11 protein-coding genes and 1 rRNA gene are annotated in these 13,719 nt (G+C 72.5%); 5 read left to right on the forward strand and 7 right to left on the reverse strand.

Annotated features, from left to right (window positions below):
• Positions 1–87, forward strand: a 5S ribosomal RNA gene (gene rrf / locus ACFWPT_RS10365); the annotation flags it as partial.
• A gap of 96 nt (positions 88–183) precedes the next feature.
• Here the strand turns inward: rrf and ACFWPT_RS10370 are convergent.
• The gene (locus ACFWPT_RS10370) at positions 184–636 is read right to left on the reverse strand and encodes a GNAT family N-acetyltransferase (RefSeq protein ID WP_063349389.1); all 453 of its coding nucleotides are present in this window, start codon (positions 634–636) and stop codon (positions 184–186) included.
• A gap of 89 nt (positions 637–725) precedes the next feature.
• Positions 726–1,517: a VOC family protein gene (locus ACFWPT_RS10375; RefSeq protein ID WP_380377806.1), complete on the reverse strand. Its 792-nt coding sequence runs from the start codon at positions 1,515–1,517 to the stop codon at positions 726–728.
• A gap of 221 nt (positions 1,518–1,738) precedes the next feature.
• Here ACFWPT_RS10375 and ACFWPT_RS10380 point away from each other — a divergent pair, with 221 nt between their 5' ends.
• The 3 genes from ACFWPT_RS10380 to ACFWPT_RS10390 all read left to right on the forward strand — a co-directional run bounded on the left by ACFWPT_RS10380 (position 1,739) and on the right by ACFWPT_RS10390 (position 6,744).
• Positions 1,739–3,973, forward strand: coding sequence for an ATP-dependent RecD-like DNA helicase (locus tag ACFWPT_RS10380; RefSeq protein ID WP_380377808.1), 2,235 nt, complete (start codon positions 1,739–1,741; stop codon positions 3,971–3,973).
• 225 nt (positions 3,974–4,198) lie between these two features.
• The gene (locus ACFWPT_RS10385) at positions 4,199–5,488 is read left to right on the forward strand and encodes a citrate synthase (protein ID WP_063349392.1); all 1,290 of its coding nucleotides are present in this window, start codon (positions 4,199–4,201) and stop codon (positions 5,486–5,488) included.
• Positions 5,489–6,024: 536 nt separating this feature from the next.
• Positions 6,025–6,744 (forward strand): SDR family NAD(P)-dependent oxidoreductase, encoded by a 720-nt coding sequence (locus ACFWPT_RS10390; RefSeq protein ID WP_063349393.1) that lies wholly within the window; start codon positions 6,025–6,027, stop codon positions 6,742–6,744.
• Between the two features lie 87 nt (positions 6,745–6,831).
• On the opposite strand, the gene ACFWPT_RS10395 is transcribed toward ACFWPT_RS10390, so the two are convergent.
• The 3 genes from ACFWPT_RS10395 to ACFWPT_RS10405 all read right to left on the reverse strand — a co-directional run bounded on the left by ACFWPT_RS10395 (position 6,832) and on the right by ACFWPT_RS10405 (position 10,531).
• A complete protein-coding gene (locus tag ACFWPT_RS10395; protein ID WP_380481115.1) occupies positions 6,832–9,048 on the reverse strand; it encodes a heavy metal translocating P-type ATPase in 2,217 nt (738 codons plus the stop codon).
• A 176-nt stretch (positions 9,049–9,224) separates the two neighbouring features.
• On the reverse strand, positions 9,225–9,554 hold the full coding sequence (locus tag ACFWPT_RS10400) for a heavy-metal-associated domain-containing protein (RefSeq protein WP_380338027.1): 330 nt from the start codon (positions 9,552–9,554) through the stop codon (positions 9,225–9,227).
• Positions 9,555–9,592: 38 nt separating this feature from the next.
• Positions 9,593–10,531 carry a PrsW family intramembrane metalloprotease gene (locus ACFWPT_RS10405; protein ID WP_380377810.1) on the reverse strand — a complete coding sequence of 313 codons (939 nt, stop codon included), beginning with the start codon at positions 10,529–10,531 and terminating at the stop codon, positions 9,593–9,595.
• A gap of 160 nt (positions 10,532–10,691) precedes the next feature.
• Between ACFWPT_RS10405 and ACFWPT_RS10410 the strand changes: the two genes are divergently transcribed.
• A complete protein-coding gene (locus tag ACFWPT_RS10410; RefSeq protein ID WP_380480971.1) occupies positions 10,692–11,864 on the forward strand; it encodes a PP2C family protein-serine/threonine phosphatase in 1,173 nt (390 codons plus the stop codon).
• Positions 11,865–11,915: 51 nt separating this feature from the next.
• Here the strand turns inward: ACFWPT_RS10410 and dhaL are convergent, their stop codons facing one another.
• Both dhaL and dhaK read right to left on the reverse strand, forming a co-directional pair.
• Positions 11,916–12,566, reverse strand: coding sequence for a dihydroxyacetone kinase subunit DhaL (dhaL, locus tag ACFWPT_RS10415; protein WP_380480973.1), 651 nt, complete (start codon positions 12,564–12,566; stop codon positions 11,916–11,918).
• 13 nt (positions 12,567–12,579) lie between these two features.
• Positions 12,580–13,575: a dihydroxyacetone kinase subunit DhaK gene (gene dhaK, locus ACFWPT_RS10420; protein ID WP_380377814.1), complete on the reverse strand. Its 996-nt coding sequence runs from the start codon at positions 13,573–13,575 to the stop codon at positions 12,580–12,582.
• Positions 13,576–13,719: the final 144 nt, after the last annotated feature.

Consider the following 13,719-nt stretch of genomic DNA (forward strand, 5'->3'; position numbering starts at 1 on the left):
GGTTACATTCCGAACCCGGAAGCTAAGCCTTACAGCGCCGATGGTACTGCAGGGGGGACCCTGTGGGAGAGTAGGACGCCGCCGAACAATCATTCACAGAGAACCCCCATCCGGGAAACCGGATGGGGGTTCTCTGCATTTCCGGGGCTTTGGGACTTCAAGGTCTCAGAGCTGGGGAAGGCCTCAGAGCTGGAGTTTGAATCCGACGTGCGACGGGACGAAGCCGAGCTTCTCGTAGAAGCGGTGGGCGTCGGTGCGGGTCGCGTCGGAGGTGAGCTGGACGAGGTCGGCACCGAGCTCGCGGGAACGCTCGATCGCCCACTGGATCAGTTCGGTGCCGAGGCCGCTGCCCCGCTCGTCGGCGTGGATGCGGACGGCCTCGATGACGGTCCGGGTGGAGCCCTTCCGGGAGAGGCCGGGGATCACGGTCAGCTGCAGGGTGCCGACGGTCCGGCCGGCGCGCTCGGCGGCGACCAGGTGCTGGTGCGGGTCGCCGTCGACGCGGGCGAAGGCGGCACGGTACGGCGTGAGGTCGTCGGGGCTCTCGCGGGTGGCACCCAGGGCGTCGTCGGCGAGCAGGGCCACTATCGCCGGCAGGTCCTCCGCGGTGGCCCTGCGGATCGTCAGGTCAGTCATGATCAGAGGATAGGCGCGCCCTGTTTCCCGCACCCCGCCGCCGCTGCCCGTAGCGCCCCCTCAGGCCCCTTCTCGGGGGTGATCTGCCGTCACCCTCCGGGCTTGGCACTGGTGATGACGGCGAAGACGGCGCCGTGCGGGTCGTGGAACTGGGCGAGGCGGCCCACGCCGTGGACGTCCATGGCGGGGATCCGCACGGTGGCCCCGAGCTTGTCGGCGATGGCGAGGCTGGCGTCCACGTTGGGGACCTCGAAGTAGGGGAGCCAGTGCGAGGTGGTGCCGCGGGCGGTCTGTTCGGGGCCGAGCTGCATGATGCCGCCGTGGGCGTCGTCGCTGCCGGCGCCGGCGGGGGTGAGGACGGTGTAGGAGGTGCCTTCGAGCGGCACGTCCTGCTCCTGCCAGCTGAAGACGGTCCGGTAGAAGGTCTTGGCGCGTTCGGCGTCGACGCTGTAGCACTCGGCCCAGCAGAGGCTGCCCTCCTCGTTGACGACCTCCAGGCCGCGGGTGTCGTGCGGCTGCCAGACGGCGAACTCGGCGCCGGTCGGGTCGGTGTAGCCGGCCATCCGGCCCGCGGTGAAGACGTCGAAGGGGGTGAACCGGACGTGCCCGCCGGCCTGTTCGACGAGTTCGGTGGTGCGGTCGGCGTCGAGGGTGGCGAAGTACAGCGTCCAGGCGGGCAGGGAGCCCTCCTCGGCGAGCGGGCCGAGGGCGGCGACCGTCCGGCCGTCGAGCTGGAAGAAGCCGTACCCGCCGGCTTCGGGGCCGGCCGGGTCGAAGGTCCAGCCGAACAGGGCGGTGTAGAAGTCGACGGAGGCCCGGGTGTCGGGACTGCCCAGGTCGAGCCAGTCGGGGGAGCCGGGGCGGAAGGCGGTGTTGAGCATGGGCACTGCTCCTCGGACGGGGCCCGGACGGGCGCGATCGTGCCCCCCTGCCCGTCCCAGCCTGGCACCTCGGCGGGGGCGCTGCACGGCGGGGCGCTGCACGGCAGGGGCCCGCAGTCGCTCCTGCCGCGGGGGCGGTCGGGCGCGGGTGCGGGCTTGTCGTGGCCGGGCGGTACGGTGCGTAACGAAAGGTCCACCCGTACTGGTCGAAGGGGGTCCCGGTGGCCAGGCAGGCGCAGTCGGGGCAGGAGGCGCCGCGCCAGCTCGCGCAGGTCGAGGGCGTGCTGGAGCGGATCACGTACGCCAACGAGGACACCGGTTACACGGTGGCCCGGGTGGACACCGGCCGGGGCGGGAACGACCTGCTGACGGTGGTGGGCGCGCTGCTGGGAGCCCAGGTGGGGGAGTCGCTGCGGCTGCACGGGCGGTGGGGCTCGCATCCGCAGTACGGGCGGCAGTTCACGGTGGAGAACTACACGACGGTGCTGCCGGCGACGGTGCAGGGCATCCAGCGGTACCTGGGTTCGGGGCTGATCAAGGGGATCGGGCCGCGGTTCGCCGAGCGGATCGTGGAGCGCTTCGGGGTGGACACCCTGGAGGTGATCGAGAACGAGCCGGGCCGGCTGATCGAGGTGCCGGGGCTGGGGCCGAAGCGGACGAAGAAGATCGCGGCGGCCTGGGAGGAGCAGAAGGCCATCAAGGAGGTGATGGTCTTCCTCCAGGGGGTCGGGGTGTCGACCTCGCTCGCGGTGCGGATCTACAAGCAGTACGGGGACGCCTCGATCGGGGTGGTGAGGAACGAGCCGTACCGGCTGGCGTCGGACGTGTGGGGGATCGGCTTCCTGACGGCGGACCGGATCGCCCAGGCGGTGGGGATCCCGCACGACAGCCCGGAGCGGGTGAAGGCGGGGCTGCAGTACGCGCTGTCGCAGAGCAGCGACCAGGGGCACTGCTACCTGCCGGAGGAGCGGCTGATCGCGGACGGCGTGAAGCTGCTGCAGGTGGACGTGGGCTTGGTGATCGACTGCCTGGCGGAGCTGGTCGCGGCGGAGGGGGTGGTGCGGGAGTCGGTGCCGGGGGAGGCGGGCGAGGCGATCACCGCGGTGTACCTGGTGCCGTTCCACCGGGCGGAGATCTCGCTGGCCAACCAGCTGCTGCGGTTGCTGCGTTCGGATTCCGACCGGATGCCGTGGTTCGGCGGGGTGGACTGGCCGGTGGCGTTGGAGTGGCTGGCCAAGCGTACCGGGGCCGATCTCGCGCCGGAGCAGGAGCAGGCGGTGCGGCTGGCGCTGACCGAGCGGGTCGCGGTGCTGACGGGTGGTCCGGGCTGCGGCAAGTCGTTCACGGTGAAGTCGATCGTGACGCTGGCGCTGGCCAAGCGGGCGAAGGTGGTGCTGGCGGCGCCGACCGGGCGGGCGGCGAAGCGGCTGGCGGAGCTGACCGGGGCGGAGGCCTCGACGGTGCACCGGCTGCTGGAGCTGAAACCGGGTGGGGACGCCGCGTACGACCGGGACCGGCCGCTGGACGCCGATCTGGTGGTGGTGGACGAGGCCTCGATGCTGGATCTGATCCTGGCGAACAAGCTGGTCAAGGCGGTGCCGCCGGGGGCGCACCTGCTGTTCGTGGGGGACGTGGACCAGCTGCCGTCGGTGGGCGCCGGCGAGGTGCTGCGGGATCTGCTGGCGGAGGGCGGCCCGATCCCGTCGGTGCGGCTGACCAGGATCTTCCGGCAGGCCCAGCAGTCGGGGGTGGTGACGAACGCGCACCGGATCAACGAGGGGCGGCCGCCGCTGACGGACGGTCTGCCGGACTTCTTCCTGTTCGCGGAGGACGACGCGGAGTTGGCGGCCGGTCTGACGGTGGACGTGGTGGCGCGGCGGATCCCGCAGCGGTTCGGCTTCGACCCGCGGCGGGACGTCCAGGTGCTGGCGCCGATGCACCGGGGTCCGGCCGGGGCGGGGAACCTGAACACGCTGCTCCAGGGGGCGGTGACGCCGGCCCGGGAGGGGCTGGCGGAGCGGCGGTTCGGCGGGCGCACGTTCCGGGTGGGGGACAAGGTCACGCAGGTGCGCAACAACTACGACAAGGGGCGCAACGGGGTCTTCAACGGCACAGTGGGAGTGGTGACCGCCCTCAGCGTGGACGACCAGCGGTTGACGGTGCTCACCGACGAGGACGAGGAGGTGCCGTACGACTTCGACGAACTGGACGAGCTGGCCCACGCGTACGCGGTCACGATCCACCGCTCACAGGGCAGCGAGTACCCGGTCGTGGTGATTCCGGTCACCATGTCCGCTTGGACGATGCTCCAGCGAAACCTGCTCTACACCGCTGTGACCAGGGCAAGGAAACTGGTGGTACTGGTGGGGTCACGGAAGGCGATCGCCCAGGCCGTGCGGACCGTCAGTGCAGGTCGACGGCATGCGGCGCTCGATCATCGACTGGCAACTGGATGATTATCCAACAGGATGGTTGCCTCTAATGTTCTCTTGACGTGAAGAGATTTACGGCAGAGCCTAGGGTGGTGCCGATCTTGTCCGGTTCGTACCGGCTGCGGCAGCAGGTTTTGTAGGGGCGGGCCCTTTCGGGCCACCCCGGGTGCGCGGCTGTCCTCCAGATGGGGGATGGTAGAGACAGTCAGGGCACCTTGGAAGAGGATTCATTTCGTCGGTGAGGAAGACGTGAGCGACAACTCGGTAGTACTGCGGTACCAGGACGGCGAGTACGAGTACCCCGTCGTCGAGAGCACTGCGGGCAACGCCGGCTTCGACATCTCGAAGCTGCTCCCGCAGACCGGCCTGGTCACCCTGGACAACGGCTTCGGTAACACCGCCGCGTACAAGTCCGCGATCACCTTCGTGGACGGTGACAACGGCATCCTGCGGTACCGCGGCTACCCGATCGAGCAGCTCGCAGGGCAGGGCGGCTTCATCGAGACCGCGTACCTCCTGATCAACGGTGAGCTGCCCAACGCGGACCAGCTGGCCGAGTTCAACCGCGAGATCACCCAGCACACCCTGCTGCACGAGGACGTCAAGCGCTTCTTCCAGGGCTTCCCGCGGGACGCCCACCCGATGGCCATGCTGTCCTCGGTGGTCGGCGCGCTCTCCACGTTCTACCCGGAGAGCCACAACCCGTTCGACGCCGGCCAGCGCCACCTGTCGACCGTCCGCCTGCTCGCCAAGCTGCCGACGATCGCCGCCTACGCGTACAAGAAGGCGATGGGCCAGCCCTTCGTCTACCCGCGCAACGACCTGAGCTACGTCGAGAACCTCCTGCGGATGACCTTCGCCGTCCCCGCCGAGGACTACGAGCTCAACCCGGTGATCGTCAACGCCCTGGACAAGCTGCTCATCCTGCACGCGGACCACGAGCAGAACTGCTCGACCTCCACCGTGCGCCTGGTCGGCTCCAGCCACGCCAACCTGTTCGCCTCGATCTCGGCGGGCATCTCGGCGCTCTGGGGCCCGCTGCACGGCGGCGCCAACCAGGCCGTGCTGGAGATGCTGGAGAGCATCCAGAAGGACGGCGGCGACGTCGACGCGTTCATCACGAAGGTGAAGAACAAGGAAGCCGGCGTCAAGCTGATGGGCTTCGGCCACCGCGTCTACAAGGCCTTCGACCCGCGCGCCGCGCAGGTCAAGCTGCTCGCGCACGAGGTCCTCGGCCAGCTCGGCAAGAACGACGAGCTGCTGAACATCGCGCTCAAGCTGGAGGAGCACGCCCTCAAGGACGACTTCTTCATCTCGCGCAAGCTCTACCCGAACGTGGACTTCTACACCGGCCTGATCTACCGCGCCATGGGCTTCCCGACCAGCATGTTCACCGTGCTGTTCGCCCTCGGCCGACTGCCGGGCTGGATCGCCCACTGGCACGAGATGATCAACGACCCGACCAGCCGGATCGGCCGTCCGCGCCAGATCTACACCGGCGTCGAGATCCGCGACTACGTCGCCCTCGGCGACCGCTGACGCTGCACCCGGAAGGGCCCGGTCGCCACTTGGCGGCCGGGCCCTTCCGCGTCCCCGTGCGGTGGGCCCGGGTGGGCGCCCGCGCGGGGGCGGAACCGTACGGCGCACGACTCCGGGGCCGGGCCGAAGCCGGGGACGGCCGCTCAAAGCGTCCCTGACCCGCCGCAACCCCGGCGTCGTGCGCGAAGGCCGTCAAGGTCGACGACCGTCCCGGGGCCCGCCGGAGCCCCGTCGGCGGCAGTCGGTGGAAGCGCGGGGACGCATTGCCGTTCGTCGCGTCCCCGCTCATCGGAAAACTGCCGCACTACCAACCTAAGACGTATCAGGGTGCGAGAAGTTACGCCCGGGGGGTGTGAGCTGCCTCTCGCCACGCTCCGTGTGCACCTCGTGCCGAGCCCATATCACACGTTCCCGCGCGCGCGACGTCACCCTCCCCGCAGTCACGGCAACCGAGCGTGATAGGAATCGTGGCATTCCGGTACGGACCGTCCCGCACCCTCGCAGCGTGGCGGCGGAGCTGGGGAGGGAGTGCGCAGATGGCCAGGAACGTCGTTGTCACCGGCGGTGGCACGGGAATCGGGTACGAAGTCGCGCGGCGGTTCGCCGAGGCGGGCGAACGGGTCGTGATCGTGGGCCGCCGCCGCGCGGTCCTGGAGAAGGCCGCGGCGGACCTCGGGCCGAACGTCACCCCGCTGGTGTGCGATCTCGCCGACCCCGATGCCGTCGAGGCCGCGCTCGCCGAACTGCCGGAGCGGATCGACGTCCTGGTCAACAACGCCGGCAGCCGGGAGACCGTGATCGGCGCCGGGCCGCACGCCCTGCTGGCCCGCTGGCGCGGCGACTTCGAGCGCAACGTGCTGACCGTGGTGCTGCTCACCGAGTCGATCCGGGACCGGCTCACCCCCGGCGCCGGCCGGGTGGTCACCATCAGCTCGATCGCCGCCCTGCGCGGGGCCGGCTCGTTCGGCGCGGCAAAGGCCTCGCTGCACGCCTGGAACCACTTCCTGGCCGCCCAGTTGGGCACCTCCGGGATCACCGCCAACATCGTCGCGCCCGGGACGGTGGCCGGCACCGAGTTCTTCGGCCCCCGGCTGGACGAGGCCGAGGTCTCCCGCCGGGCGGCCCGCACCCTGCTGGGCCGGATCGGGGAGACCGGTGAGGTCGCGGCTGCGGTCTACTTCCTGGCCTCGCCCGAGGCCGGGTTCATCACCGGCGAGATCCTGCACTGCAACGGCGGCGAGCTGCTCGGGCGTTGACGCGCTGGCGCGCTGGCGCGCTGGCGCGCTGGCGCGGGGAAGGGCCCGGACCTGGCGGTCCGGGCCCTTCCGCGTCGCGCGGGCGGGTCAGGCGGGCTGGAAGCGGCGCAGCCGCAGGCTGTTGGTGACCACGAAGACCGAGGAGAAGGCCATCGCGGCGCCGGCGACCATCGGGTTGAGCATCCCGGCGGCGGCCAGCGGAAGGGCGGCGACGTTGTAGCCGAAGGCCCAGAACAGGTTGCTCTTGATGATGCCGAGCGTGCGGCGGGAGAGCCGGATGGCGTCGGCCGCCGAGCGAAGGTCGCCGCGGACCAGGGTGAGGTCGCCGGCCTCGATCGCGGCGTCGGTGCCGGTGCCCATGGCCAGGCCCAGGTCGGCCTGGGCGAGGGCGGCCGCGTCGTTGACGCCGTCGCCGACCATCGCCACGACCTTGCCCTCGGCCTGGAGCCGCTTGACGGTCTCCACCTTGTCCTCGGGCAGCACCTCGGCGACCACGTCCGCCGGGGCGATGCCGACCTCGGCCGCGACGGCCTCGGCGACCGCCCGGTTGTCGCCGGTCAGCAGCACCGGACGCAGGCCCAGCGCGCGCAGCCGGGCGATCGCCTCGGAGCTGGTCGGCCTGACCGCGTCCGCGACCTCCAGGACGGCCCGGGCCTCGCCGTCCCAGCCCACCGCGATCGCGGTCCGCCCGGCCGCCTCGGCCGCGGCCTTGGCGCGGGCCAGGACGGGCGGCAGGTGCTGGGCCCGGTCGGCGAGCAGGGCCTCGCGCCCGGCGACCACCGTCCGGCCCTCGACGACGCCCTGCACGCCCCGCCCGGGGAGGTTGCGGAAGTCCTCGACCGGCGGCAGCGCGCCGGTCCGCTCCGCGGCGGCGGTGGCGATCGCCCGGGCGATCGGGTGCTCGGAGGCGTGCTCCAGGGCGCCGGCCAGGCGCAGTGCCTCGGCCTCGTCGACGCCCTCGGCGGTGTGTACCGCGAGCAGGGTCATCCGGCCGGTGGTGACGGTGCCGGTCTTGTCCAGGACGACGGTGTCCACCCGGCGGGTGGTCTCCAGTACTTCGGGGCCCTTGATCAGGATGCCCAGTTGGGCGCCGCGGCCGGTGCCGACCATGAGCGCGGTCGGGGTGGCCAGGCCCAGGGCGCACGGGCAGGCGATGATCAGCACGGCCACGGCGGCGGTGAACGCCTCGGTGGGGCTGTCCGAGACCAGGAGCCAGCCGACCAGGGTGGCGAGCGCGAGCAGGATGACGATCGGGACGAAGACGGCGGAGATCCGGTCGGCGAGGCGCTGGGCGGCGGCCTTGCCGTTCTGCGCGTCCTCGACCAGCCGGGCCATCCGGGACAGCTGGGTGTCCGCGCCGATCCGGGTGGCCTCGACCACCAGCCGGCCGCCGGCGTTGACGGTGGCGCCGGTGACCTGGTCGCCGACGCCGACCTCGACCGGTACGGACTCGCCGGTGAGCATCGAGGCGTCCACCGCCGATCCGCCCTCGACCACCACGCCGTCGGTGGCGATCTTCTCGCCCGGCCGCACCACGAACCGGTCGCCCACGGCCAGGCCGCCGACCGGGATCCGGACCTCGGCCCCGCCGCGCAGCACGGTGACGTCCTTGGCGCCGAGGTCGAGCAGGGCGTGCAGGGCGGCCCCGGCCCGGCGCTTGGAGCGGGCCTCCAGGTGGCGGCCGAGCAGGATCAGCACGGTGACGGCGGCGGCCGTCTCCAGGTAGAGGGTGGAGGAGGCGTCGGTGTCGCCGATCGCCAGTGAGAAGTCGTGGTGCATCCCGGGCAGGCCCGCGTGGCCCCAGAACAGTGCCCAGAACGACCAGCCGAAGGCGGCCAGGGTGCCGAGCGAGACCAGGGTGTCCATGGTCGCGGCGCCGTGCTTGAGGTTGGTCCAGGCGGCGCGGTGGAACGGCAGGCCGCCGTAGACCACGACCGGGCCGGTGAGTGCGAAGGCGAGCCACTGCCAGTTGGCGAACTGGAGGGCCGGGATCATCGACAGCATGACCACCGGGACGCTGAGGACGGCGCTGATCAGCAGCCGGTCGTACAGCGGGTCGGCGGTGTCGGTACCGGTACTGGCACCGCTACTGGCGTCGGCGCCGGTCGGGAGGGTGGGGGCCGGGGGCGGCGGGAGTTCGGCGGTGTAGCCGGTGCGCTCGACCGTGGCGATCAGGTCCTCGACCGTCACCCCGGGGCCGTAGTCGACCCGGGCCTTCTCGGTGGCGAGGTTGACGGTGGCCTCGACGCCGTCCATCCGGTTGAGCTTCTTCTCGATCCGGGTCGCGCAGGAGGCGCAGGTCATGCCGCCGATCGACAGCTCGACCCGGTCCCGGACCCCGGGGGTGCCCTGGACGCCGGGGGCGGTGGTGACCAGTTCGCTTCGCTCGCTCATGCGGATCGGCTCCTCGGCAGCTCCTCGGTGGGGGTGTACGGCGGGGTCCGCTGCCCGGGCCCCGCCGTACCGGGTGTACAGAGGACCTAGGCGCTGCGGCCGACCAGTTCGTAGCCGGCCTCGTCGACGGCGCTGCGGACCTGCTCGTCGTCCAGCGGGGCGAGGGAGGAGACCGTCACGGTGCCGGCCTTGGAGTCGGCGGCGACCTCGGTGACGCCGGTGAGGGCGGAGAGCTCCTCGCTGATCGCCTTCTCGCAGTGGCCGCAGCTCATGCCGGTCACGGTGTAGGTGGTGGTGCTGGACATCCGGGCCTCCGGGAGGTGTGGCGCCCCGGGCGTCGGCCCGGGTTCTACTCTGACAACACCATACCCCTCAGGGGTATTTCCGGGAGGGGTGGGTGAAGTGGCGCGCGTCACGGGCGCGCGCGCCGGTCGAGCGTATGCGCCGGACCGCCTCAGGCCGGGGAGGCCGGGAGCTGGGCCGGGATCGGCGCGCGCTCGCGCCGGATCAGCAGCCGCAGCCAGAGCAGCCCGCCCAAGGAGACCACGAGCAGCCCGGCCGTGTCGTAGAGGGTGTACAGGTGCACCTGCTCGCTGGTGGGGTCGGGCATGTGGCCGAGCTCGAACAGGGCGCGCTGCCAGGAGCTCGCGGTGGTCTTGGCGACCAGCCAGACGGCGATGCCGCTCGTGCTGTCCCAGAGCGCGTGCAGCAGCGATACGCCCAGGTAGGTGACGGCGACCGGGGTGGTGAAGCGGAACCGCCCGCCGCGGCGCTCGCTGAACAGCACCCCGCCGACGATCGCCGTCCACAGGATGTGGCCGACCGGCGCGAGCACCCCGCGCAGGATCTCCGTCTCGACCAGGTCCTCGAGCGAAAGCCCCTGGTTGCTCAGCACGGCGTTGAACGCGTATCCGGCACTCTCGAACGCGGCGAACCCCGCGCCGACGGTGGCGCCGAGCACCAGCCCGTGCCGCAGCCCGCTGACCCGCAGTCGGCGGCTCACCATGACCAGGGCGGCCAGCTTGGCCGCCTCCTCGATCAGCCCGACGGCGACGTACATCGAGGCCGAGGGCGAGACCAGGTAGCTCTCCAGCACCGAGGCGCCCAGGACGCCGATGATGCCGCCGACGCCGAAGCAGGCGAAGATCCGGTCCGGGCCGAGGTCGCCGGCGTAGCGCTCGTAGGCCCAGATCACCACGGTGGCCGGGACCAGGAAGCTGCCGAGCAGCACGATCGTCGGGACGAGGTTGCTGTTCCCGGTGAGGAACGTGACGACGACGGTGGCGCCCCAGAGCAGCAGGCCGACGGCGAAGACCCTCAGCCAGTGGTCGGACGTGGCCGTCGTGCGGGCCGGGGCGTCGGAGATGCGGGGGGTGTTGCGGTAGCCGGACACCGGTCAGGGCCTCCTCGGGGTAGCCGCTTTGGTCGAACTGTATGACAAATAGGGCATTTAGGGGCGATCGGGACGCCCGTGCGGCGGGGCGGCGGCTGCGGCGGACGGAAACGCGGTAGGCGGGCGGGTGGGTGCCGCGAACGTCCCTTATGTTCGGTATGTGTTCCCGACCCGCCGTGCCCAGTCCCCCTCGGCCCCCAGCGCCGCCGGGCTGCCGCCGGACCGGCGGCGCGGCGCCCTGCTGGCCGCCGACCTCCAGGACGTGCCGTTCTGGCGGCGGGCCAGCCCGGCGCTGCTCGCCGTGCTCCTGGTCGCACTCGCTGACCTCCTCTCCGGCAAGGACCGCTACCTGGCACCGCTGATGACCGTCGTCCCGGCCGCCGCCGCGCTCACCCTCAGACCGGGCGAACTGCTCGCCGTCTGCGCGCTCGGCCTGCTCGCGGTCTTCGGGCTCAGCCACTACGACGAGGTCGACAACATCAACGACGCGCGCTTCCTTTACGGTGCGATGGTCAGCTATGCCGTGTTGACGCTCTTCTCCGCCTGGGTCGCCAAGATCAGGATGCGGCGCGCGGCGGCCTTCGCGGCCGTCAGCTCCGTCGCCGAGGCCGCCCAGCGGGCCCTGCTGCGGCTGCCCGGGCCGGCCGTCGGGCCGCTGCGGCTGGCCGTCCGGTACGTGTCGGCGGCCGACGCCTCACGGATCGGCGGGGACCTGTACTCGGTGCTGGAGACGCCGCACGGCACCCGGGTCGCGGTCGGGGACGTCCGGGGCAAGGGTCTCTCCGCCGTGCAGACCGCGGCCGTGGTGCTCGGCGCGTTCCGGGAGGCCGCGTACGACGAGGCCGGGCTGCGGGGCGTCGCGGCGCGGATCGAGGCCAGCGTCGAGCGGCACGTCCCGGACGGGGAGTTCACCACCGCGCTGTTCGCGGAGTTCCGCACGCCCGGGGTGATGGAACTGCTGCAGTACGGGCACGTCCCGCCGATCCGGGTCGACGGCGACGGGCGGGCGCACGTGCTGGACGCCCCCGACCCCTGGGTGCCGCTCGGCCTCGGACGGCTGGCGACGGGCGAACCGGCCAGCTGGGACCAGCCGTTCGGGGCGGAGGACGTGCTGGTGCTCTGCACGGACGGGGTGGTCGAGGCGCGGCACCGCAAGAGCGGGGAGTTCTACCCGCTGGCGGAGCGGGTCGGGCCGCTGGTGCGGGGCGCCGCGCGGTCGGAGGGGGATCTGGAGGCGGCGGTGGGGCGGGTGTACGCGGACCTGCTCGCGCACACGGGCGGGGAACTGCGGGACGACGCCCTGCTGTTGCTGATCGCCAGGACGGACGGCTGAGGGCCGGCCTCCTCCCCCTCCCCGCGCGGGGAGGGGGAGGAGGAGGGCGCCTCAGGACGCGGTGACGTCGGCGAGGGCGCGGAAGAGGAGGGCGGTGGAGGTGGCGCCAGGGTCCTGGTGGCCGATGCTGCGCTCGCCGAGGTAGGAGGCGCGCCCCTTGCGGGCCTGGAGGGGGACGGTGTCGCGGGCGCCCTGGTCGGCGGCGTCGGCGGCCGCCGCGGCCGCCTCGGGGAGGGTGGCCCCGGCGCCGGCCGCGGCGCGGAAGGCGGCGACGGCCGGGGTGTAGGCGTCGACGATGGTCTTGTCCCCGGGCACGGCCTTGCCGAGGGTGCGGACGGCGTCCAGGCCGGCCGCCAGTGCCTCGGCGACGGCGGCCGGGCCGGCCGGGTCGGTGGGGTCGGCCAGGGCGGGATCGGGCAGGGCGGCGCCGATGGCGCGGAAGGCCTTGCCGTAGAGCGGGCCGGAGGTACCGCCGACCTTGGAGATCAGCGTGCTGCCCACCTTGGTGAGCACCGCGCCCGGGCCGGCCGGCCGGAGGCCGTCGAGGGCGGCCAGGGCGGCGGAGAAGCCGCGCCGGAGGTTGCTGCCGTGGTCGCCGTCGCCGATCGCCGAGTCCAGCTCGGTGAGCCGGCCCTGCTCCTTCTCGACGGCCGCGGCGATCGCGCGGACCCAGGCCTCGGCGAGGGGGGTGTCGAAGTCCATGGCGTCTCCCGGCTCAGGCCCGCTTGAGGGCGGGGGTGTCGACGGGCGCGTCCCACAGCTCCAGCAGCTGCGGGTCGGCCTTGGTGAGGGTGAGCGAGAAGCCCGCCATGTCCAGACTGGTGACGTAGTTGCCGACCAGGCTGCGGGCCACCGTGATGCCGCGCTCGGCGAGCCGGGCGGCGACCTCGCCGTAGGCGATGTACAGCTCCAGCAGGGGGGTCGCGCCGAGGCCGTTGAGCAGGGCGATCACCTCGTCGCCCGGGGCCAGGTGGTGGTCGGCGAGGATGGTGTCGACCACCTCGGCGGCCAGCGCGCGGGCCGGGCGCAGCTTCTCGCGGCGACGGCCGGGCTCGCCGTGGATGCCGACGCCGACCTCGATCTCGTCCTCGGGCAGGTCGAAGCCGGGCTTGCCGGCGGCCGGGGTGGTGGCAGCGGTGAGCGCGATGGCGAAGGAGCGGGAGGCGGCGTTGACCCGCTCGCCCAGGGCGGCCACCTCGTCGAGCGGGGCGCCGCGTTCGGCCAGCGCTCCGGTGGCCTTCTCGACCAGGACGGTCGCCCCGGTGCCGCGGCGGCCGGCCGTCCAGGTGGAGTCCTCGACCGCGACGTCGTCATCGACCAGGACGGTGCGGACCGCCAGGCCCTCCTCGGCGGCGAGTTCGGCGGCGAGCTCGAAGTTCATCACGTCGCCGGTGTAGTTCTTCACGATGAAGACGACGCCGGCGCCGCTCTCCACGGTCTGGGCGGCGGCCAGCATCTGGTCCGGTACCGGGGAGGTGAAGACCTCGCCGGGGCAGGCGGCGTCCAGCATGCCGGGGCCGACGAAGCCGCCGTGCAGCGGCTCGTGGCCGGAGCCGCCGCCGGAGATCACCGCGACCTTGGGCCCGGCCGGGCGGGCGGCCCGGGTGATCACCCGGTTGGGGATGTCCACCGTCAGCTCGGGGTGGGCGGCGGCGACTCCGGCCAACGCGTCCTCCAGGACGCTCTCCGGGGTGTTGATCAGCTTCTTCAACGCTCTTCGCTCCCTTGTGCGGGTCGTCGGCCGTGGACGCTGCTGCCCCGACGCTACGCCAGACGGGGGTGGTGGGCACGGGGTGCGACACGCGGGATTCGCGTCACTCTCCCGGAGTAGCGGCGTCGGCCGCGGGGTCGGTCG

It is taken from the genome of Kitasatospora sp. NPDC058478, from assembly GCF_042720345.1.
Lineage (GTDB): Bacteria > Actinomycetota > Actinomycetes > Streptomycetales > Streptomycetaceae > Kitasatospora.

Excerpts from the sequence above, each read along its gene's own strand:
- ACFWPT_RS10370 (WP_063349389.1), bottom strand. The coding sequence starts at position 636 with ATGACTGACCTGACGATCCGCAGGGCCACCGCGGAGGACCTGCCGGCG.
- dhaL (WP_380480973.1), bottom strand. The coding sequence starts at position 12,566 with ATGGACTTCGACACCCCCCTCGCCGAGGCCTGGGTCCGCGCGATCGCC.
- ACFWPT_RS10395 (WP_380481115.1), bottom strand. The coding sequence starts at position 9,048 with ATGACCTGCGCCTCCTGCGCGACCCGGATCGAGAAGAAGCTCAACCGG.
- ACFWPT_RS10390 (WP_063349393.1), top strand. The coding sequence starts at position 6,025 with ATGGCCAGGAACGTCGTTGTCACCGGCGGTGGCACGGGAATCGGGTAC.
- ACFWPT_RS10375 (WP_380377806.1), bottom strand. The coding sequence starts at position 1,517 with ATGCTCAACACCGCCTTCCGCCCCGGCTCCCCCGACTGGCTCGACCTG.